The sequence below is a fragment of the Paenibacillus sp. FSL R7-0048 genome, from assembly GCF_038004505.1.
Classification (GTDB): domain Bacteria; phylum Bacillota; class Bacilli; order Paenibacillales; family Paenibacillaceae; genus Paenibacillus_AQ; species Paenibacillus_AQ odorifer.
Map to the genome: position 1 here is coordinate 6,827,888 of NZ_JBBORF010000001.1, position 23,079 is coordinate 6,850,966.

The 23,079-nt window shown below is 46.2% G+C and carries 17 protein-coding genes; 3 read left to right on the plus strand and 14 right to left on the minus strand.

Annotation, left to right across the window (positions count from 1 at the left end; genetic code table 11):
* Positions 1-4 precede the first annotated feature (4 nt).
* From NSQ91_RS30245 to NSQ91_RS30290, 10 genes are all read right to left on the minus strand, one after another.
* Entirely contained in the window at positions 5-1,804 is a 1,800-nt protein-coding gene (locus NSQ91_RS30245; RefSeq protein WP_340921132.1) for a DEAD/DEAH box helicase, read from the minus strand.
* Between the two features lie 390 nt (positions 1,805-2,194).
* Positions 2,195-3,862, minus strand: a complete 1,668-nt coding sequence (locus NSQ91_RS30250; RefSeq protein ID WP_076123972.1) for an ABC1 kinase family protein — start codon at positions 3,860-3,862, stop codon at positions 2,195-2,197.
* Positions 3,863-4,210 (minus strand): phasin family protein, encoded by a 348-nt coding sequence (locus NSQ91_RS30255; protein ID WP_036681962.1) that lies wholly within the window; start codon positions 4,208-4,210, stop codon positions 3,863-3,865. It lies immediately after the preceding gene.
* A gap of 98 nt (positions 4,211-4,308) precedes the next feature.
* The gene (locus tag NSQ91_RS30260; protein ID WP_076123974.1) at positions 4,309-4,947 is read right to left on the minus strand and encodes a ThuA domain-containing protein; all 639 of its coding nucleotides are present in this window, start codon (positions 4,945-4,947) and stop codon (positions 4,309-4,311) included.
* A gap of 205 nt (positions 4,948-5,152) precedes the next feature.
* The gene (locus NSQ91_RS30265) at positions 5,153-5,965 is read right to left on the minus strand and encodes a uroporphyrinogen-III synthase (RefSeq protein ID WP_339170288.1); all 813 of its coding nucleotides are present in this window, start codon (positions 5,963-5,965) and stop codon (positions 5,153-5,155) included.
* Positions 5,966-6,068: 103 nt separating this feature from the next.
* Positions 6,069-8,072, minus strand: coding sequence for a methyl-accepting chemotaxis protein (locus NSQ91_RS30270; RefSeq protein WP_280753191.1), 2,004 nt, complete (start codon positions 8,070-8,072; stop codon positions 6,069-6,071).
* A 229-nt stretch (positions 8,073-8,301) separates the two neighbouring features.
* Complete coding sequence (locus tag NSQ91_RS30275; RefSeq protein WP_076123979.1) at positions 8,302-8,697, minus strand: Fur family transcriptional regulator; 396 nt, start codon at positions 8,695-8,697, stop codon at positions 8,302-8,304.
* A gap of 91 nt (positions 8,698-8,788) precedes the next feature.
* A complete protein-coding gene (locus tag NSQ91_RS30280; RefSeq protein WP_076191747.1) occupies positions 8,789-9,886 on the minus strand; it encodes a Ger(x)C family spore germination protein in 1,098 nt (365 codons plus the stop codon).
* Positions 9,883-10,983, minus strand: coding sequence for a GerAB/ArcD/ProY family transporter (locus NSQ91_RS30285; RefSeq protein ID WP_280753192.1), 1,101 nt, complete (start codon positions 10,981-10,983; stop codon positions 9,883-9,885). Before NSQ91_RS30285 ends, NSQ91_RS30280 begins: the two co-directional genes overlap by 4 nt.
* Entirely contained in the window at positions 10,983-12,341 is a 1,359-nt protein-coding gene (locus NSQ91_RS30290; RefSeq protein WP_076123985.1) for a spore germination protein, read from the minus strand. The genes NSQ91_RS30285 and NSQ91_RS30290 overlap by 1 nt, the downstream gene beginning before the upstream one ends.
* Before the next feature lie 159 nt (positions 12,342-12,500).
* On the opposite strand from NSQ91_RS30290, the gene NSQ91_RS30295 reads away from it, so the two are divergent.
* The 3 genes from NSQ91_RS30295 (at position 12,501) to NSQ91_RS30305 (ending at position 16,066) form a co-directional block, all read left to right on the plus strand.
* Complete coding sequence (locus NSQ91_RS30295) at positions 12,501-14,048, plus strand: FAD-dependent oxidoreductase (protein ID WP_340921139.1); 1,548 nt, start codon at positions 12,501-12,503, stop codon at positions 14,046-14,048.
* A gap of 148 nt (positions 14,049-14,196) precedes the next feature.
* Positions 14,197-14,916, plus strand: coding sequence for a 3-ketoacyl-ACP reductase (locus NSQ91_RS30300; protein WP_036681981.1), 720 nt, complete (start codon positions 14,197-14,199; stop codon positions 14,914-14,916).
* An 838-nt stretch (positions 14,917-15,754) separates the two neighbouring features.
* The gene (locus NSQ91_RS30305) at positions 15,755-16,066 is read left to right on the plus strand and encodes an antibiotic biosynthesis monooxygenase (protein WP_076179209.1); all 312 of its coding nucleotides are present in this window, start codon (positions 15,755-15,757) and stop codon (positions 16,064-16,066) included.
* A 442-nt stretch (positions 16,067-16,508) separates the two neighbouring features.
* Here the strand turns inward: NSQ91_RS30305 and NSQ91_RS30310 are convergent, their stop codons facing one another.
* From NSQ91_RS30310 to NSQ91_RS30325, 4 genes are all read right to left on the minus strand, one after another.
* Positions 16,509-18,734 carry an MMPL family transporter gene (locus tag NSQ91_RS30310; RefSeq protein WP_076182011.1) on the minus strand — a complete coding sequence of 742 codons (2,226 nt, stop codon included), beginning with the start codon at positions 18,732-18,734 and terminating at the stop codon, positions 16,509-16,511.
* Between the two features lie 212 nt (positions 18,735-18,946).
* A complete protein-coding gene (locus NSQ91_RS30315) occupies positions 18,947-20,842 on the minus strand; it encodes an ABC transporter ATP-binding protein (protein WP_076123991.1) in 1,896 nt (631 codons plus the stop codon).
* Positions 20,839-22,599 (minus strand): ABC transporter ATP-binding protein, encoded by a 1,761-nt coding sequence (locus tag NSQ91_RS30320; RefSeq protein ID WP_076123992.1) that lies wholly within the window; start codon positions 22,597-22,599, stop codon positions 20,839-20,841. The genes NSQ91_RS30315 and NSQ91_RS30320 overlap by 4 nt, the downstream gene beginning before the upstream one ends.
* Positions 22,592-23,038 (minus strand): MarR family winged helix-turn-helix transcriptional regulator, encoded by a 447-nt coding sequence (locus NSQ91_RS30325; protein ID WP_076124352.1) that lies wholly within the window; start codon positions 23,036-23,038, stop codon positions 22,592-22,594. The genes NSQ91_RS30320 and NSQ91_RS30325 overlap by 8 nt, the downstream gene beginning before the upstream one ends.
* Positions 23,039-23,079: the final 41 nt, after the last annotated feature.

The window sequence follows — 23,079 nt, forward strand, 5'->3', positions numbered from 1 at the left end:
AACTTTATCTGGAAGTGCCGCGACCGCCGCTTTTAAAGCCACCGGATCCATTGCTACGGCCACCGCGTGAAGATCCGCCGCCGCTGTTGCGGCCGCCTTTGCCAGCAGCGCCACCCTTGGCACCGGCGTATCCACCTTTGCTGCCTTTACCACCTTTGCCGCCTCTAGACGGGCCTGCACCGTAGCCGCTGCCTAAGCCGCCACGTGGAGTGCCTCCAGTGTAGGCACCGCCGTCCGCACCTCTAGCTACATTCTCACTGTAGCCAGTGCTTGGTCCACCCTTCCGGTTCGCACCGCGCGAACCGGCGCTAGGCGTTGCCGCGTTACCGCTGGCAGACGCTTCGCCTCGGGAGGCGAAGGCGCCATAGCCGCCGCCTACTCGCACTACGCCGGCAGCCTTGCCGCCGCCCTTAGGAGCAGCAGCGTCATAGCCGCTGCCGCCACGCTTGCCCGCCGCCGCATCGGAACGACCGCGGCGACCTTCTGCAGGCGCGCCCCAGCCGCCTGCTTCTTTACCGCGGCCACGGCCGCCTTGCCGCGCTCCGCCTTCGCCGCGCGGAGCTCCGCCGCGGCCAGAGCCGCCGGTCTTCGGCCCGCGGCCCGTGCGCGCTCCCTCAGCGCCGCCGCTTTGGCGACCGCCGTGGCGTCCGCCGCCTTGCACAGGGATGAATTCGCCAACACCGAATTCATCCTTCTCGTAACGGCGGCGATCCAGCCGCTGCGAGATGCCATGCTCGATCAAATCCAGACCCTCTTGATCACGTGGAGATACGAAAGTTATTGCAAGCCCTTTGCCTCCAGCACGGCCAGTCCGGCCGATCCGGTGAATATAGCTATCCACATCAAGCGGCATATCATAGTTAAAGATGTGAGTAATACCTTCAACATCCAGACCCCGAGCTGCTACGTCTGTCGCTACAAGCAGCTGCAGCTTCGCATCACGGAATCTTTTCATCACGCCTTCACGTTTACCTTGGGACAAATCACCGTGCAGCTCGTCACATTCATAACCGGCTGCTTGCAGCGCTTCGTTCAAATTGGATACCCGTCGTTTCGTCCGGCAGAAAATAATAGCCAAGTAAGGACGATCCCGTTCAATGAGGGATTTGAGCGCTTCTTCTTTATTACGGTCCGAGCATTCCACTACTTGCTGTTTTATATTATCCAGCGGAATCGGAGAACCACTCTTAATGATGATATCCAGTGGCTCTTTCATGTAATTAGCAGCGAGACGTTTAATCGGATCAGGCATTGTCGCGGAGAACAACATAGTCTGACGACGATAAGGCACAGCCGTAATGATGGTCTCAACATCCTCCAAGAAGCCCATGTGCAGCATTTGATCGGCTTCATCCAGAACGAGCATTTTTACGCCGCTAAGATCCAGCGTCTCCCGGCGCATATGATCCAAAAGTCTGCCCGGTGTACCGATGATAAGATGTCTGCCGCCTTCCAGCTTGCGCAGTTGCTTCTCTACATCTTGACCCCCGTAAACCGCCAATATTTTGATATCCGTATGACGCGCCAGCTTGCGTGCCTCTTCTGTAATTTGCAAAGCCAGCTCACGTGTTGGAGCCATAATCAGCGCCTGAGGGTAAGCCCGCTCCGTATGGATCTTGTCCATAATTGGCAGCAAAAAGGCCAAAGTCTTCCCTGTACCTGTCTTCGCTCTAGCTATTACGTCCAAGCCCTGCACCAATGGCGGAATGGCTTCCTGTTGCACTGGCGTAGGCTTAACAATGCCTTGACTTTGAAGCAATGTACACAGTAATTCTGAAACTCCTAAATCTTTAAATCCCGGCAAATTCTCCACCTCACTATTTTCTCGGTTTAATTTGATTACATCTCTTTCTTAACTTCCGTCTTCAAAAGCCCTGTATGAGGCAGCCTGCATAGGCTGTCCTGTTCTGGGGCATATGCTTCAGATTCAGCTATATTCAAACAAAAGCGGAAGAACACCGTCACCGGCATCCTTCCGTCCCATGTATCCCTTGACCCGTTAAAAGAGTGCGGTCAAAGTTCGGTTTCTGGGCAGCAGCGATCCACCGGACGTTAAGACGGCACTCCATTTGCGTTCCATTCCACTTTATACAATAGAAGTAAAGTTAAGCTTAGAAAGTTATCTTTTATATTGTACTTGATAGAAAGGCATTTGTGTGAAACTGCTGAAGAATAATTATTCAAATCCCTTAAGCTAGAACCTTCCCGATTTAAAAATCGCATAGATCAGCCACAAGAACATCAGAAGTGCCACTACGCTGCCAACCTCCACTGTAGGGAAATTCCATAACACTGAAGGCTGTCCACGCATCGCAGTACCAATAATGAGTCCTGTCATGATGATGCTAAACGCGAGCATCACAATACTGAATGCTAAACGGTTACCTACCCGGTCCAGCTTACGCTCCAGATTCTGCATCTCAGGTGCCACAATCTCCACCTTTATCTTTCCCTTACTGATCAGCGCGGATAACTGCTTAGCCTGCCCAGGAAGCTCCAGCAGACTCTCTGTTAAGTCGGCTACGCCTCCCAGGAACTTACGCTGCAATCGACTGCCGCTAAAGCGCTGCTTCACAAGTTCCCGCCCAAAGGGTTCCGCCATCTCCAAAATACTGATGGTTGGATCTAAGTTGCTGATGACTCCCTCCAGCGTGAGCATTGTCTTCCCTAACATCGTCAAATCCGGCGGCAGCACTAGACGGTGTTTTCGCGCTATGCCGAACAGATCATTCAGGGCTTTGCCTATACTCATTTTGCTAAATGGAACATCATAATATTCATCCCGCAGCCGATCCATATCATCATGCAGCGCACTTCGATCAGCATCCTCAGGAATGACTCCAAGACGCAAAATTGCCCGGACCATCGCATCCGTATTTTTGCGCATCAGAGCGATAATAAGTGCAGACAGCTGCTCCTTCATCTCCTCATTCAGCCGACCCATCATGCCAAAATCAATCAAAGCCAGCTTTCCATCACCCATCCGTATAACATTGCCCGGATGAGGATCAGCATGGAAAAAACCATGAATGAAGATTTGTCTAAGCATCATCTCCACAAGTTGCTGAGCAATGGCTTTAAGCTTAACGCCTTTACTCAGCAACTCATCGCGACGACTCAGCGTTGTCCCTACCACATATTCCATCGTCAGCACTCGTGTTGACGTATAGTCCCAATAGATATCCGGGATGTACACTCCCTCATAATCCATCTGCTGATCGATTTTCTCTGCATTACGCCCCTCTTGGCTGTAATCCAGCTCGCCAAGCAGCGATTTCGAGAACTCCTCTACCATACGGCACAGCTGATATTGCCTCGCCCAAGCGAGCCGCTTTTCAGCAAGCGTGCTTAAATCTTTGAGGATTTCCAAATCCCTGCTCATCGTTCGCAGAATACCCGGACGTTGAACTTTAACAGCTACGACTTGTCCACTGTGAAGCACAGCCCTATGCACCTGACCGATGGATGCCGCAGCAAGTGGCGTATCCTCAAAAGAATTAAAGATTTCATCCATATGCTGATCCAGTTCCTGCTCAATGATCGCGCGCACGCGGTCGACAGGAAAAGGAGGCACATTATCTTGTAGTTTTACCAATTCCTGAATAATAGAATCAGGCAGCAGATCTGAACGGGTACTGGCGAGTTGTCCCAGCTTAATAAAGGTTGGACCCAAATCCTCCAGCACCAGCCGAATCCGCTCCCCAAGCGTAAGGCTTGTGTGTGCTTCCTGCGTTACAAGACGACGTGGAAGGGATAGTAAGTGATAGAGCCCCAGCTCTTCCACCATATAGCCAAAACCATGGCGCATAAGCGCCATGGCGATTGCCCGGTAACGTCCGGCATGTCTAATGCGTACTGCCATTTAGTCCGAACGCGTTTCCGCCGATGTTCCCTCTAGATGGGAAATCCCCTCTAGCTCGGCCAACCGGCGCTCCAATACTGCAATTCGCCCTTCCAGCTCGGCAATATCGTTTTGTACAGGCACATTCATTTCCTTCAGCACGCGTTGTACTTGCTCTTGTACAGCAGATTTGAACATGCCTCGTTCTTCCTCACCACGTTCAATTAGCCGATCGACGAGAGCCCTAGATTCCGAAGGAGCAAGCTCCCCGCGTTTCACTAGTTCTTCAACAACCTTCTCTACTTTTTCCTTACTGACAATGGTGAGGCCCACTCCTAAAGAGATCGCTTTTTTAAACAAATCACTCATGGCACTTTCCTCCCAAAGATTCCGTTTCATTACATAACGGAGTTTATGATTAAAGTATACCCCACTGTGTACGTATTTCAAAAAAAACACAACATTGCTTAGTTAGTGACCGGAATACGGGCAGCCCAAGTAGCCGCCTGTAGAATTAGTTTACGTAGTGCCGGATGACGGAAGGAAGGTTCATGATGACCAGGCATAAGGAATACTACTCGTCCTAAACCATAGCTATGGCACCATGCAGCTGGAATCCATTGCCCCTCAGATTCATATTGAAGCAGAATAGTCCGTTCTGTGAACGGGTCAAATTCAAAATGATAGGGCTCCTCATCCAATTGGAAATCTTCCACACCTTCGGTGATGTCATGCTCTAGCACTTTGAAGTTCAGGGGTTCGTAAGCTGTGTGTCCGTTAAATCGACCCCCGATTAGCTGTGCAAGCTCGTTACGTTTCGTCAGCGAAGCTCCCGTATGAAGAACAATGAGTCCGCCTCCTCCACTTACATAGCTGAGCAAACCAGCCGTTTGTTGAGGGGAGACTGTTTCGTTCCACAATTCATTGTAAGCAATACATAGGTCATAACTTGCTAAATGCTCAATGCGCATTAATTTTTTATTTTCTGAACATTGCACGGTTAATAAATCATTTAAGATCTCACTAATTTGTTGGTCCACTCCTTGAAGTGGATGAAACCGGGGATGGGTGTAATCACCAAGTAATAGACATTTTCTCTTGTCCATGGGATCCTCCTCCTTATTCGTTGTTATTATTCGTCACATGTTGCCTATATTCTAAGGAAAACTGCCGCGAATGTCCATGCAGATGGCAGGTATATTGCTCTTTGGGCTTATTTTTCCGGGTAAAAAAGCATCCCCGGCCATGATAACAGGCGGGAATGCTTCTGTGTGATAACGTCATTCGTGTAAAGCTGACGCAACTTGTGACTTAGCGATTCGCCGCCACATATTTGCCTAGCTCTACAATCATGCTTCCCATCCGTTCATGCTCAGGCATAATGATACGCTGTACGCCCTCTTCTTTAAGCGCCTCAGAGGTAATCCGCCCTACAGAAACAGCAAGCACTTTATCCTCAAAAGACTTCAGCATTTCTTCCAGCTTTCCCTGTTCCCGGGCAAATTGACAGAGGAAACGAAACTGTGGTGCACTCGTAAAAGCCACGGCATCAATTTTGCCTGATATGATTTCTAGAAGCAATCTTTCCAGTTCGCCCGGCTCAGGTGGGGTATGGCGATACGGCAGCACTTGGCGGGTAGTAGCCCCAGCCTCCTGCAGCCATGCAAGCATATGAGGAGCTGGATCGCCGTGCAGCTGAAGAACGACTTCTTTCCCCTGCAAATTCAGGGATTGAAGCCCACGAATCAATCCGATTGTACTTCCGTCGTCGTCACGAACCTCCGGCGTAAGTCCTCTTTTTTTCAAAGCATTCACTGTCTTATAACCCCGTGCGGCAATAATAGAACCAGAAAGTACTTCTAAGAAACGTTCTTCGATCCCCATTCGCTCAGCCATATCGAAGAGAGCATCAAGTCCCATCCCTGTAGTCAGGATCGCCAAGTAAGGAGGCTGATTGATCCATGCATTCAAACCTTCCTGCAAGGCCTCGTCATCAAGAAATACAGTCCCTTGAGCAGGTCGGCATACTGCCGTTCCCCCCATATTCTGAACCAGCTTGGCCATTTCTTCCGATTTGCGTGGACCCGCCAAGGCGACAGTGAACCCTTTTAATTGCTCTGCCATTTCCTATTATCTCTCCTCTCTCCATTGCCTAACCCAACATTATTGTTTATCAGTATACTTGCAAAGGAGTTCAAAAGGGAAGATAAAAAGCACGGTTCTCCTATCAGAAATCATTCTTATTACCAGAAGCGTTTATCTTAAAGCGGCTCGCCAGCTTCTGCAGTTCTTCTGCAAGACGGCTAAGGTCGGTAGACGAGGATGCCATCTCCTCTACAGAAGCAAGCTGCTCTTGTGCGGCAGTTGCGATAGTTTCCGTATTCACAGCCGCCTCTTCCGATATGCCGCGAATTTCCCTAATAGCCTTCTCCATATCATTAGATTCCACCAATAAAGTCTGCACAACCCCACCCATGGCTTCAATCTTCTCCGCGGCACTCTTTACTGCTCTTCGGATACGAGAGAAAGAACGTCCGGAAGTATCCACAGCCTCAATACCTTCGGATACGCGCTGTCTGGTGTCTTCCATCGTATGAGTTACCAGCAGCATTTCACTATTAATAGCGGTAATCTGTTCGGCAATCAAATGTGCGGATCTCTCTGATTCCTCTGCCAGCTTACGCACCTCGGCAGCAACCACCGCAAATCCACGCCCTTGTTCCCCGGCTCTGGCTGCCTCAATGGAAGCATTGAGGGCCAGCAGGTTGGTCTGGCGGGCAATCCCGGTGATGACACCAACAATGCCCTCAATTTGACTGGTTCTTTCATTCAGCTTGTCAATTACACTGCCCAGCTCTCCGACCGTTTCATGGATACCATTGATTTTGTCCACCACGCTGATAACCGAATCATTACCTTCTGATGCTGAGAGTGAAGTCTTGTCCATCATTGTGGATACTTGCTCCATATATGTGGAAATCTGCTCGACCTCACTAGCTGTAGCGGCAGTGCTCTCCATTCCTTTTCGTACACTAACCACCTGTCGCTCCGTCCCTGCCGCTACGTCCTGAATCGCTATGGTCACCTGCTCAATCGTTTGGGCAGTCTGATCCGCACTAGCCGTCAGTTCTTCCGCTGAGGAGGATACATTGCTTGTCATCTCCTGCACGCCAATGATCATCTCGCGCAAGCTGATCACCATTAATTGAAAATTCTCTGCCAGCAGCCCTATTTCATCTTTACGGAAAACACCCATGTCTTCCGACAGATCACCTTTGGCTATCACCGCAGTTGCTTTCCGCAGCCGGAAAAGCGGTCTCAAAATCGATTGAATATTAAAATAGATCACAACCAGCGCAAGCAGAACGGAAACTACAATAACAAGCAGAGCTGTATCGCGAATTCCACTAGTTGCTGAGTTAACCTCATCAATGCTGATCGTACCTCCGATTCTCCAACCCGTCAGTTCATTGACCATAAAGGTCATCTTTTTGGACGTATCCTTGAAGACATAATCGAAGACCCCTTGTTCTTTCTCGAACATTTTCTTTACAAAATCATCTGACGATTCCTGCCCGATAGCCTCTGTAGGATGAACTAGAAACTTCTTGCTGTTATCAACGATGAGGATATAACCTTCCTTGCCTACCTTAATTGAGGTCAGCTCCCCTAAAGTAGACAGGTTGAGATTCATTGTGATCACCCCATCACCGCCCTTAAGAACCGTTGATATCGCAATCGCGGTTTCTTTATTTACGGTTTGAAAAGCTGGAGAAATCACAGCCCCTTTTCCTTGCTTCAGAGAATTAATATAGGCGCTTTCCTGCCTTGGATCATAACCCTCTGGCAGCTTAGCATCTAAAGCATGAATAGCCTTGCCATTGCTTGTACCCACATAAATGTCCAGTACATCCGGATGCAGCGCCACATATTCCTTCAGTCTGGCTTTTACAGCAGAGGAAGTCCCCCCAGATCCCTCACTGTTGATCCCCTCAGATGAAAACTCCGCGGCAAAATAAGAAATCGCATCTATTTTGGATTGAATATTAGAGTTAATGATTTCATTTACGGCCAACACACTTTCGGTAGCATTGTTCACCAGTTGATCTTCCACTTCCTGGCTGGCAGCTTGATAGGTTCGCCAGCCTATTATAATACTGGGCAGCAGCAGTATTATTAGGTATGTAAGAATTAACTTGGTACGGATAGTCATACCCGCATTTTTTTTCATAGACGTCATCATCTCTCTCTCATCTGAGTCTTAGGCAAGGATACATTTACCAGACTTAATATATAATTTAAAATCTGTTTTAGGAACCGATTTTCCTCCTATCTTTCTTTGTTTTTCTCATTTTTTTTGAGAATTGTCATATAAATGCAACAAAAAAGGCCGCCTCAATGAAAGCGGTCTCTCCGGATATACATATTATTACCGCAGCACAGGCTCCGGCACCTCTATCCTAATTATTCTTTTTGTTCTTACAGTTTGGGCAGACGCCCCCGAATACTACATGAGCATGACCAATGGTATAACCGGTATCCTTGGCCACTGTATTCATCCATTCACGCGGAACTTGATTCATAACCTCATCCACTGCTCCACAAACCTCACAAATGATATGCTGGTGATCATCCATACGTGCGTCATATCTGCTAGCAGCTTCACCAAGCTTAAGCTCACGAATCATTTGTTTATCTGAAAGATAACGCAGAGAGTTATATACCGTACCGTATGCTAAGCTATGTCCCTGCTCTACTAGCCGATTCATTACTTCCGCAGCAGTAGGATGGTCATGTGAATTAAGGACGATATCGTAAACGGCTTGACGTTGGGAGGTCAAATTTAGACTTTTCATTCCTATCATCCTCTAACTTATTTTTAGATCAAGTATAAATCTTGTGAATGGGAACGTCAATCCCATTTTTATCCACATGTTACTTTACAAGCTACCTAATCATTCCTGAATATTTAATGTTTACATCAGCCTTCACTTGGAAATCAAGTTTAGAATAGAGCTCCTTCCACACTTTCATTTCCGTATCGTTATTAAAATGCCTTGCTCCATAATGCAGCCCCCAACCCAAGGGATCTAGGCCACTGGCTTGTATTTTGGTCAGCAATGCTAAGATATCCGCTTCCAATTCCTTTTCCCCGGCTTCCTGGATCTTCTTCAACATGTGATGTGTCACCAGATCTGGGCTACTACTCTCTTCGAGAATACCTTTTATCTTAATATGATAACGAATAGTAGCTTTCCCATGCTCTGGTGTTACGATTTTATAGTGCGAGGATGACCTCTCTGTGTAATATTGAAACATAATTCCCTCGGAATGGGCGGGTAAGTTAGTCCGCAGATTCGGGCGTGACAGCAGATTATATAGCCGGGTCTCATTTGGCGTAAGAACCATTTTGATTTTCTCATTATTCAGCAGAGCAATTTTATCAATTAAAAACTCCTTATCCCCTTTGGCCTCAATAATCGGCAGGATTGGATCAATCCCCTCCTCAAAGATATTTCTCATCAGCTGAAAGGAATACACACTAGAAATAAATGGAGACTCTGTGCCTTGTCCACTCATAGCCAGAATAAGAGAATTCGATGGGATCCGCTCCGATTCGGGTCTTACCTTCAGCACTTGAAGTGCTTCCGGACGCCCTATTGCAAAATTGACAATAAGCTGGATATCTCTACGTCGCACAGCCCAATCCATAACATGGAGAATATCTTCACGGGCAACCCCTTCCCCCAAAACAATTGATTTACAATGGGAGTAATCAAGCTCCTTTTCCACTCTGGATTTCATTCTACGAAGGGCTTCCGAAATGCTTGGAGACTCCTCAGTCAAGATTTGCATCTTCTCATCAATCTTAGTAACATCCCCCTGAGGGATGGCAAGCTTCAAGCTAATTTTAAAATTCCCTGCTTCTGTACCTTGGTCAACGCCGATCGCTAACACGAAAATCCGCAAATCAATCTCCTTGAAGTCACAACCGGGAAGAAGAAGGAGCAAGGTAATTCCAATTCCAGCAAGTACTCTTCTCATAGCTTCCCCCTCCTAGCTTTGCGATAACAATAAAACAACAGAGCGATGATGAACATCTCACCAAACCAGCGAATTTGCAGAAACCAGGCACCAAACATATTAAGTTGATACTGATCCTGCCCCATTAAGGACAGAACCATCGCGCTAAACAAGCCTAGGATCCCCCACTCTTTCCAGCGCTCTGCTTTTGGGGACTGTTTTTTTGCAGATGAAAGAGCACCTTTAAAAAGCTCTAAACCTCCATGCCAATGAACGATTACACTCACCAGAGATAAACTTAAATAGGCAAAATAAAAAATAAACAGCATCCGTTCAATAATAAAGGATTCCATCCGAATACTGTCGGCCGTCGAGAACCATGTATACACATGTCTATCAATAGCAACGGTTCCGAAATAGCCGATGGGAACTAAAAAAGTCAAGAGTAATACGAAAAGACCCTCCACACCTAAAATCCAGACATGCTTCAGCTTCAGCCCATGAAATACCCGATTAAATATGGCCAGGTTTAAGTAACCGCTAAACGAAAAGGTAGCCGCCGCAAGGCTCATTAGGTCCGGCTTATGCCAGAAGTATGTAGTGACCTGCAGAACAGAATCCCAATTAAAGTCCGGATTGGTCAATGCTTTTACGAGGCCATAAATAATTAAAGGTAAGGATACGCTGAGAATGATTTCAAGCCCATACAAGAGTGATAGAGAATCGAAGCGACAGCAGATGCAGACCAAGACTAAAAAACTGATCACAACCGTATAAGGACTCGAATCCGGACTGATAAACCGCAGCGTAATATCTACAAAAGAAAGCAATGTAACTCCCCCGGCCACACACCATAAGCCAGCAAAAAGGACCAGTAAGATTCTGGATAACTTCTTAGGAAGCAAAGAGTTAAATATTTCCGGTAACCCCTTGCCGGGGAATTTAGCAATCAGTACAGTAAATATATAGACAAACAAAGTGCCCAAAATCGTTCCGATTAGTATGGACATCAAAGCGCCACCAAAACGTCTGTCTATTAGTTCCCTTGGAACAAAATTAATGATGTTGATCAGGCTATTCATCAGAAAAAGACAGTAGAAATAACGGCTTTTGGCCATCAATGCTCTCCACCCTTCTTCTTGCCGAGATTATCGAGAAAAAACAATCTGAAATAAGGTTGTCCGAAGGTACGCTGTTTGCATAAATACATTGCGAATCCCACGACACAGACTACTACCCCAACCAATCCTAAAAAAGCTGCGGCAATTAAAAAAATATACTTCAGCACTCGTATGGACAAGCTCATCATATTCAGCGGAATTAGAAAATTAGATATCGCAACAGCAGAAACCAATATGATCATGATATTTCCTACAAGTCCTGCTGCCGTCGCTGCCTGCCCCAAGATAAGCCCCCCTACCGTCGTGGCCGTTGGACCAATTGCCTTGGGGAGCCGTAAGCTCGCCTCAGTCAGAAACTCCATCATCATGAGCATTAAAAGCACTTCCACAAAAGATGGATAAGGCACAGTCGCACGACTGCCCGCAATAAGCAAGGCAATCTGCACACGAATAATCTCTGGGTTATACGAGGTGAGTGTTACATAGAGCGCAGGCAGCCACAACGTCATGCACACACCGATAATCCGAAGCAGCTTTAGGAATCGCCCCACGATAGGAAATTGTATTTTATCATCCATGGATGTAAAGAAATCATTAAAAATAGAAGGCAGCACTATCGCATAACCGGTTGTATCCAGCACTATCGCTACTTTTCCTTCAGACAAATTAAACACCACTCTATCCGGTCTTTCGGTGATGATGGACTTAGGGAGTATTCTTAATTTGTCACTGCTTATAAACTTCTCAAGCTCTCCTGTAGCCTGCAAAATATCAACCTTTAGCGTTCCCATCTTCTCCCTTAATTCTTTTAAAACGTTATGGTCAACACGACTGTCATCGTATAAAATAGCTATCTTTGTTTTAGAGACATCGCCGATGACCATGGTCTCCATTTTGAGATTAGTGGATTGATAACGCCGCCGAATCATGTTCAAATTAATCGCTATATCCTCTGTCAGTGCATCTGACGGCCCCTGTGAAATACTTTCGGCAGACGTTTCACTAACACCGCTGCTCTCCGTACTCATAGCATCGAAGAAATATATCACATCTTTTATACCCAGAAGCACATAACCACTGAGCAAAAGGTCGATCGCCTTCTCTCTCGTAGTCGCCTCTTCAGTGCCCGGATAAGTCATAATGTAATCCTGATAAGCGCTAATACTCTCCATTTCATAAAACGGCGCAATCACGTGGCGGCTGAGTGTCTGCGCATCTGTAACACTTTTGATATAGAGCAGGTTGATTTGCCCAAAAGGGGCAACGCTTGTTTTATCGATTAAATCCGCGAACCCGTTCAGCTGATCTTTGATCCATTCCAGAGAAATATTGTCCTTATCCTGTTGAACTGACATGGAACATCATCCCTCCTATTTATCCTTTACGTCCCAGTTTCCACCTTATTTTGGCACTGTTTCTCTGAATTCATGCACAGCACGATGGAATGGGAAGTTTCTTTTCACAGGACTGTGGTAATAAATGAGATGAAGATTGTAAAGATGGAGGGATAATAGATGGACCCAAACCGTAAAATAACGCAAAGTCTTCCACAATTTCCGGAATCATTATGGAGAGATACCACGGATTTACCGGCTTTTCCAAAGCTGGCTGAAGATATTTCTACAGATGTGGCAGTGGTAGGCGGTGGAATTACAGGCATTACAACAGCCTATCTCCTCAGCAACGCAGGCTACAAAGTCACGCTCTTAGAAGCCGGAGAAATTCTGAGTGGCACTACGGGTTTTACCAGTGCAAAAATCTCAGCACAGCACGGGTTAATCTATCATCATTTGATAAAGCATTTTGGGCAGGAGCAAGCCCGGCTCTATTATCGCTCGAACAGCGAGGCTATGAATTGGATCCAGAATACGGCTGAGGAACTTGAAGTATCCTGCGGCATGAAACATGAGGCGGCTTTTCTGTACGCGGATGCTGAAGATCATAAAACGCTTAAACAACTGGAGGAAGAGTATAAAGCCTATGAACAATTGGGTCTGCCCGGAGAATGGCTAGATAACGTCTCTATCCCTCTGATGGCCAGTGGTGCCATTAAATTACCAGGACAAGCCCGCTTTCACCCGCTGCAATATCTGAAGGGGCTACTGAAGGTCATTCAGGATAAAGGTGGCGTAATCTATGAGCATACGATGATGGCGGATAAGGTGGAGAAGAACGATAAGCTTACGCTTTTTACTGAAAAGGACGAGCATCGGATCACCTGCCGCTACGCCGTTTCAGCTTCTCATTTCCCATTCTACGATGGAGGAGCACTATATTTCTCGCGGCTGCATGCTGAACGTTCCTACTGTCTGGCGATCCAGCCTGAAACGGATTTTGAGGGTGGAATGTATCTAAGTGCAAGCGAACCCACCCGTTCTCTTCGTGCAGTAGAGTGGGAAGGCAGGAATCTGGTCATTGTCGGGGGAGACAACCATAAGACAGGCCAGGGCATCTGTACGATAGGACATTATGAGAATTTGGAGCTATTCGCAGGAAATCTGCTCGGCATCAAAACAATCCCTTACCGCTGGGCAGCACAGGATTTAATCACCCTAGACAGAGTGCCCTACATCGGCAAGATTTCGGACAACGAAGAGATTTATATCGCCACAGGTTTTGGAAAATGGGGCATGACAAGCGGTACGCTGGCCGCACAGATTATCTCGGATCAGATTCAGCGCAAAGATAATCCGTATACCGAATTGTACGATCCGTCCCGCTTCAAAGCTGGCACCAGTCTAAAAAACTTCATCGTGCAAAATGCCAATGTGGCAAAAGAGCTCGTGGCGGGCAAAGTGGAAATCGTCCATAAAAAGACAACTGATTTGGAAGCTGACGAAGGAGCCGTTGTGTTCCATGATGACAAACGTGTGGGAGCTTATAAGGATACAGAAGGTAAACTTCATCTGGTGGATAGAACCTGTACCCATATGGGCTGTGAATGCGAATGGAACAACGGGGATCGTTCTTGGGATTGCCCTTGCCATGGTTCCCGCTTCTCCTACGATGGCGAGGTTTTAGAGGGCCCAGCTTCGGTACCGCTGACGAAACTCCATGAATAATACCTTTCATGAAAAGGCAGTTCGGCTTCATGAAAATTTGCAGACCATTTTCTAAGGGGCGATTGTAATTGCCCTACAGCATTCAGGTATAATAAGACTTGAATGAAGCAGCTGCTTCAAAAAAGTTTGAAGGAGAGTGACGATAGAGATGGATTTGAGAGGAAAGAGTGTTGTAATTACTGGTGCAGGCAAAGGGATCGGAAAAGCCTTGGCTATGGCACTGGCTAAGGAAGGTGCTAATTTAGGCCTGATCTCCAGAACTTCAGGTGATCTCGAAGCGTTAAAATCAGCCTTAACGGAAGTATATGACGTTAAAGTCAGCATTGCCGTGGCCGATATCGCCGTACGCGAAGAAGCTGAACGTGCTGTTGCTTCCCTGCAAAATGAGCTTGGAGCATTTGATGCATTAATCAACAATGCCGGGATCGCAAAATTCGGCACTTTAGTAGAAATGGATCCTGCAGACTGGGAGCGCCACATCCAAGTTAATCTTTACGGTACTTATTACGTAACTCGTGCTGCACTGCCTGCGATGATTGAGAAAAATGGCGGAAATATCATCAATATTTCATCCACAGCCGGAGAACGCGGCTTCGCGACAGGCTCTGCTTATTGCGCGTCCAAGTTCGCTCTCATGGGCATGACCGAAGCCCTCGCACAAGAAGTGCGCAAACACAATATTCGCGTCGTAGCCTTGACTCCAAGCACCGTCAACACTGGCCTAGCTTCCAATGCTGGACTTAAAATCGGTGACGAAGACCGCATGATGCAACCTGAAGATGTTGCTGAATTGGCACTGACAGCTTTGAAGCTGCCGGATCGCGTCTTCCTAAAAACAGCAGGACTATGGACCACCAATCCGCAATAAAATCGCGCTGGACGCGGGGGAGCCGGGTGATCTGGGGTGATTGCTCTTTGTGCAATCAGTTTAGTGGCTCCCCTCCTTTTTAGGCGATTTGGGCTTGATTCTATTGTACAGAATGCAACAGACTGCCTTATTCAGATAACATTCAGGCTATTCTGTTGCACATTCTGCAATGCAACTTCATTTGGGGGCTTTATTAGGGAACTGGGACTGGAATTAGGTGCTAGCTGTAATGGTGGTTTTGAGTAAAAACTTTGGAGTTGGGTTGGCACTTTGGCTTAGAGTAACATTACGGTTGAGGTGGCACTTTCCTTACGGTAGTTACTTTAACGTGCAGTAGCCACTGTACTTGCAGTAGACACTTTACTTGCAGTAGTTACTTTAACGTGCAGCAGTTGCTTTAACTTGCGATAGCCACTTTACTTGCAGTAGACACTTTGATTTTTCGCAGGTACCTGAGTTTGCACAATACTTAACGTTTAAATAGATAATAGTTGCACTTTGTACATCTATTCAGCGCAATTAGAGTAGAAATCATACTTTAATTGCACTCTACACAGTTAAAAGAAGGCTAATCTCGGCGATTCACCAGATTCGCACAAATTAGTTGCAGAGAATACACTTATTCGATCGTTTCTGGTGTGACGGATAATTTAAGTGTACAAAGTGCAATTAAACGCCCGCACTCTTGTGTCTTGTGGGATGGTCTTTTATTTTGTTAGTTGAAAATCACGATGTTACCTTGAGATATTGGCTAATTTTCGAGGTTCCCATGTTATACTATTTCGATTCACAATGTCCTGAAAAATATACTAACTTTCTGATCGGAGGTTTATCTATCATGCTGGTAGTAACTAATACTATTAAAGTAAAAGAAGGCCACGGCGAAGCTATTGCTCAACGTTTCGGAGGAAATAATGGTGTGCAGGATATGCCAGGGTTTGTACGTATGGAGGTTTGGCGTGGAAATGCCAAGGAAGGTGTCGAGGAATTAAAAATCTGCACCGTATGGGAGAATGAGGATGCATTCAAAGGCTGGACCTCCAGCGAGTCCTTCCGTCAGTCGCACCGTGGTGCTGGTGGTAATGACGCAATCCTGGGTGCTTCCATCGATAAATATGAACTAATGATCAGCCGCACGCCCAGTAACTAAGGATTTGGACCACCCAAACAGAGCAGTAGCTAGATTGAACCAGAAGTGTGTACGGAATGGTAGCCCGATAAGTACAGTTAACTAATTGATTATTACTGCTAGGTAACCGGTGCTACGAGCTAATTGACTATTATTGATGGAGCCACCTAATTGTCTTTTACCACTGGGCTAGCCAATGCAGCACGCTAATTGTCTTTTACCTCTTGGCTAAGACAATCAGCCGCTAATTAACACAGTTATCGCTTCTAGATACTAATTAGCACAGTGAATACTTAGAATAACTATCGTCAAGCAGACTGATTGATTAGCCTAATAGATACAATTAAGTTAGTTGGTACAAGCAGCGCTATTATCCAGCGATGTCCTGTGCCCAAGCCTAAAACAAACAGGGATGTCCGGAGCCAATATGGCTCTGAGACATCCCTGTTTGTTTATAAACTCATTATTTACTTACATCTGGCTGAGGGGTCTCCACCTCTTGATGTTTACCCGGCCAGAACGACCAACGGCCAAAGAGCGTTGTAATAGCTGGTACAAGGAACGGCCTAACCACGAAGGTATCCAGCAGAACACCAAGAGCGGTGATGATACCGAACTGCACAAGCACCTGAATCGGCAAGCTTGCCAATACAGCAAATGTACCTGCCAGAATGAGGCCGGCAGAGGTAATTACCGAGCTGGTCTCATTCACTCCTTCGGCGATAGCCTGCTTAAGCGGCATGGTTTTACGCTTTTTCCAGATATTCGAGATCATGAAGATGTTGTAGTCTTCTCCAAGTGCCACCAAGAAAACAAAGGAATACAGTGGGATCGCTCCCTGAATAGCATCTGCTCCCATCACATAGTGAATGATAATCCAGCCTAAGCCAAGCGCTGAGAAGAAGGAGAGAATAACAGTGCCGACCAGATAGATGGTGGCCACTATTGAACGCAGATATATCAACAACAGTACGGTGATCATTCCGATGACCACGGGTATGATCAGATCGGTATCCCGATCTCCAATCTCTTTAGTGTCGTGCTGTGTTGCCGTCTGTCCGCTTACCCACACGTGATCCGCAGGGTTCGCAACGTCTACATCGATTAATGCCTGCTCTGCGGTAGCAAGAAGGGTAGGAATATGACCCATCGCTTCTAGTGAATATGGATTGCTTTTAAATTCAATATCAAAACCAACAATATCTTTGTTTACTGCCCCCTGCTGCGGATCGGAAACCGTGTCCACATAGGTGAGTCCGCCAAGAATGACCTTTAAATCCTCTCCGCTCGCTTTTCCTTGGGTATCAATAATCAGCTTCGCTGGAGCTAATTCTCCGGGAGAGAACTGTTTGCCAATAAGGTCGAACCCTTCGCGGGACTCCATATTTTTAGGAAAAGAGGATAGGATATCATAGGTAAATTTGATGCCACTGGAGAATGAAGCCAAAATCCCCAGTCCGATAACGGTCACACCTACGATAGCCCAAGGCCGGGTTACTACCAAACCGCCAATTCCTTTTTTACGGGAAACTTTGGGTTCCGGAATAGGTTTGCCTTTAGCCTTAGCCCGTTCTACCTCCATTTGCGGTGTGCGCGGAATGAATGGGAAGAACGAGGTCCGTCCGAAGATTGCCAGCAGTGCTGGTACGAGGGTTAGACTGGCAATTCCCATGATGAAGATAGATACGCTAAATGGAATGGCAAAACGATGATAAGCTCCATACTTAGCCAGCAATAACGCAAACAGCGCGAGCACGACGGTGAAGCCACTCATAGCAATGGCGCCTGAAGATTCGGTAATGGAGCGAAGAAGCGCACGACTCTTACTCTCTTCTACCTTCAACAACTGCCGGAACCGTGAGATCAGGAACAGGCAATAGTCCGTACCAGCTCCGAATAGCAAAACAGTCATAATCGAGACAGCCTGTGAATCCACTGTGATCCAGCCTTCTTGCGCCATTTTTCCAAGAATCGGACTAGTTACACCATAAGCGAATCCAACCGCAATAAGTGGAATAAAAGCCAAGATCGGTGAACGATAAATCACCAATAAGAACACCAGCACAAGCATAACCGTAGCAATTAACAAGGAAACGTCTGCGTTCTGAAACAGGCCTGAAGCATCTATGGAGATGCCCACTGGACCCGTAACACGTAAACTCAGGTCTTTTCCATCCACCTTAGCCGCGGAGGGGTCTCCACCCGTCTCTGTGTTTATGATCTTCTTCATTTCTGTCACAGCTTCGCCAAGCTGATCACTATCTGCTGTTTTATCAAAAAGCACCGGGGTTACCAGCGTACTAAGATCCTCAGATAACGAGGCTTGTAATGCCTGTGGCGGCAGTTGTCCTAATGGGGGAACAAAATTCTGATGGGGCAATGGTTGCTGCTCCAACTTCTTGTACACAGCAGTGATATGTACTAAATCATCTTGTGAAAGCCCACCTTCTCTATGCCATACGAGCAGCGCAGGCACTCCACTTCCACTAGGGAATTCTTGCTCTGCAATAGCTGCTGCCTGTACCGATTGTGAATCATCTGGGAGGTTAGGCGCATTATTAGCAACCTGAGAATTCACTGCAGGCCATAACAGGGTAAGTGCACCTACAAGCACTATCCATACGAGAAGAGTAATCCACTTCGTCTTTTTTCCTGCCACCCATTTTCCGTAGCCTGACATTCCCTTCATCCTCTCCTTTACCTTGCAGCCTTAAAAATGAGCCGCGGGTCATTTTTTATTCTATCATATATATGCTTTAATTTTTAATCAAACTTTTTTTATTTTCCAGAAAAATTAAAACACATCATCACATATAAAATACCCCTCTCTTCACATAAAAAATCAGCAACATGTGAAAAGAGGGGTTTATGGGTTATCTATACTTTTTTCTTCACTTCAATTTAGCCTACGTCCAAATCTCCTTCAGAGAACTGACTGTTATAGAGATCCGCATAGAATCCGCCTTGGGCCAGCAGTTCTTCGTGGTTGCCTTTCTCGATTACACTACCTTGATTCATGACAAGGATGAGATCCGCATCACGAATCGTCGAGAGACGATGGGCAATAACAAAGCTGGTTCTGTTTTGCATCAGCGCATTCATCGCTTTTTGAATCAGCAATTCAGTCCGTGTATCGACACTGCTCGTTGCTTCATCAAGAATAAGGATCGATGGATCGGCCAGAATAGCGCGAGCAATAGTAATCAACTGCTTCTGTCCTTGTGAAATATTAGAAGCTTCTTCATTTAACACCGTATTGTAGCCAAGCGGAAGTGTGCGGATAAAGTGATCGGCATGCGCAGCTTTGGCAGCCCGCACCACATCAGCTTCAGATGCACCTTCACGACCGTAAGCAATGTTGTCACGAATCGTACCGTTGAAGAGCCAGGTATCCTGAAGCACCATACCAAATTTACTGCGTAGGTCACTCCGTTTCATATCGGTAATGTTGACGCCATCAATGATTATTTCCCCATCGTTAAGCTCGTAGAAGCGCATCAACAGGTTAATCAAAGTGGTTTTACCAGCACCAGTAGGACCGACAATCGCTATAGTCTGACCTGGACTAACCTCAATATTCATGTCCTCAATCAGAATAGCATCCTCTTTATAGCCGAATTTCACATGACGGAACTCAACGGAACCTTCCGGAGCACCTTCATCAAGCTTCACCAGTGTAGTATTAACTTCCTTAACTTCCTCTTCTTCATCCAGAAGTTCAAATACACGTTCTGCGGAAGCAATGGTGGATTGAATAATGTTAGCAATATTAGCCGTTTGTGCAATCGGCTGGGTGAACTGACGTGAATATTGAATGAAGGCTTGGATATCCCCGACATCAATCATTTTTTTAGTAACAAAAATACCACCCACAACACAGATAAGCACATAACCCAAGTTACCGATAAACATCATAAGCGGCATAATCATACCTGACATAAATTGAGACCGCCAGCCAGAATCATAAAGCTTATCATTTATTTCATCAAAATCTTTAAGCGACTGCGGTTCGCGGCCGAAAGCTTTAATAATCCGGTGCCCCGTATACATTTCCTCTACATGACCATTCAACTGGCCAAGCGATTTCTGCTGTCTCACAAAATAAGTCTGCGAACGTTTGGAGATCGCCATAATCACAATAAAGCTGAGTGGCAACGTAGTAATCGTGATTAAAGTCAGCCATGGGCTGATGGTAAGCATCATCACAATAACACCAATAATAGTGACGATTGAAGTAATTAGCTGCGTTAAACTTTGCTGCAACGTGGTACTGATGTTATCCACGTCATTCGTAGCACGGCTAAGAATTTCCCCGTGTGTACGGGAGTCAAAATATTTTAAAGGTAAACGCTCCAGCTTGCTGTTGATCTGCTCACGCATGTCATAAACTACCTTCTGCGCTACACCAGCCATTACATACTGCTGAATGTAACTAAACAGAGCACTAAGCAGATACAATCCCGCGAGCAGGATCAGAATATCATTAATATATCCAAAATCAATGGAGGCACCCTCTACACCCATCAGTTTGCCGTAAGCACCTTCGAACAGTTTGGTTGTAGCTTTACCCATAACTTTTGGACTGAAGATACTGAACACCGTACTGGCAATCGCCATAATTAGTACAATAATCAATTGAACCATACGCGGGCGCAAGTATTTGATCAGGCGACGAAGTGTACCTTTAAAATCTTTAGCTTTTTCTGCCGGCATCCTCATTCCAGGACCACCCGGTCCACCCGGTCCTTTATGGCCGCGGGGAGCTGCAGGTTTATGTTCTCTGTTTTGTTCACTCATGCTATTTCCTCCTCTGACAGCTGCGAGGATACGATCTCGCGGTACACATCACTGCTCTCGAGCAGTTCACGGTGAGTGCCCATTCCAGCAATTTCACCCTCATCAATTACAATAATCCGGTCCGCATCCATAACGGTGCTAACCCGTTGAGCTACGATCAATACGGTGGATTCCGTAGTTTCAGATTTGAGAGCCGCGCGAAGTTTGGCATCTGTCTTGAAATCAAGAGCTGAGAAGCTATCGTCAAACAGATAAACCTCAGGTTTTCTCACAAGCGCCCGAGCAATGGACAACCGCTGTTTCTGACCACCTGAGACGTTATTCCCGCCCTGAGCAATTTCCGAGTCAAACCCATCCTTCATCGCGGATACGAAATCGTAGGCTTGAGCCACCTTAGATGCATGAATGATTTCTTCATCCGTAGCATCCTCTTTACCGTAGCGGATGTTCTCATTAATCGTACCCGAGAACAATACTGCTTTTTGTGGGATGTAACCGATTTTGCTCCGCAGCTCTTCCTGTGTCATCTCACGTACATCCACTCCGTCTACGCGTACAGCACCTTCATTAACATCATAGAATCTTGGAATCAGGCTAAGCAGTGTAGATTTACCCGATCCGGTACCCCCGATAATTGCGGTAACTTCACCCGGACGAGCACTAAAGCTAATTTTCGAAAGTGCAGGCTGTTCTGCCCCTGGATAGGAAAAAGATACATTCTCAAACTCAACAAAACCACGCAAAGAATCGCGTCCGTCTTTTTTAGTAGCTTGAGCTGTTGTATGCAGTTCACTCTCAGTAGGATCTGTAAATTCAGGCTGCATATCCAGTACCTCATTGATACGCACGGCTGAAGCTGAAGCACGCGGAATTAACACGAACATCATCGATACCATAATCAGAGAGAACATAATTTGCATTGCATATTGGATAAATGCCATCAGGGACCCAACTTGCAAGTCGCCATCACCAATTCGTATTCCACCAAAATAAAGAATAGCAATCATAGAAAAGTTCATTACAATCATCATCAGCGGCATCAGGCCGGCCATAATTTTATTGACCTTGATAGCTGTATCCGTAAGATCACGGTTAGCTTCAGTGAAACGTCTATTCTCATGATCAATCCGGTTAAAAGAACGAATAACACGAATACCTGTCAGATGCTCACGCAGCACCAGGTTTAATTTATCAAGCTTAATCTGAATGGCTTTAAACAGTGGCAGACCCTTCATCCCAATAAAGAAGATCGCCCCTACAAGTACAGGAATAACGACTACAAAAATCAATGATAATTTAGCATCTTCAGATACTGCCATGATGATACCACCAATCATCATCATCGGTGCTCCGATCATCATGCGCAACATCATAGTAAGTACCGTTTGAACTTGTGTAATATCATTTGTTGTACGTGTAATCAAGGAAGCTGTACCCAGCTTATCGAATTCATGCAGCGTAAAATTTTCTACATGGTTAAATACTCGTGCACGGGTGAGTTTACCAAACCCAGCTGCTACTTTTGCCGATAAGTAACTGGCAATTACCGAACATAAAGCACCGCCACCTGCAACCAGGAGCATGAAACTACCTATTTTCCAAATATAAGCGCGATCTCCTTGAACAATCCCTTTGTCGACGATGTCGGACATCAGTGTAGGAAGGTATAAATCGCCCATGGACTGCAAAAATACAAGGATTAATACAGCACCAATAGCTACCCTAAAAGGCTTCAGTTGTTTAAATAATTTAATCAAGCTTCTCATCTCCGTTCATTTGTAGCCTATCCCAATCAGGTGGTGGATTATCCTCAACGTATTCATGTACCTTAAGCAATAGCTCTGTGAGCTGTTTAGTGTCTTTTTCGCCTAAGTGTTGCACAAGCTTATCAAGCATCACATCACGATAATGTTCTGCTTTTCGTGTGAGTTCTTTTCCACTTTCCGTTAATTTCACGCGTACAACTCTTCGATCTGAAGGATCCGCGCGTCTTTCCACCATCTGTTTCGCTTCAAGACTGTTAATCAGCTGCGTGATGGTAGGAGGAGTGAATCCAAGTAGTCGGCTGATTTCAGACACCTTGAGACCCTCTTCATCAGAATGATTCCATTTTTCAATGCATATCATTAAAGTCATCTCACTTGGCTTGTGGCCCTCAACGCCCTTTTGCCATTGAGCTTTGTGCAGGCGTTTCATCGCCGCAAAAAGCCCGTGTGCGACTGAATTTTCAGTATTTT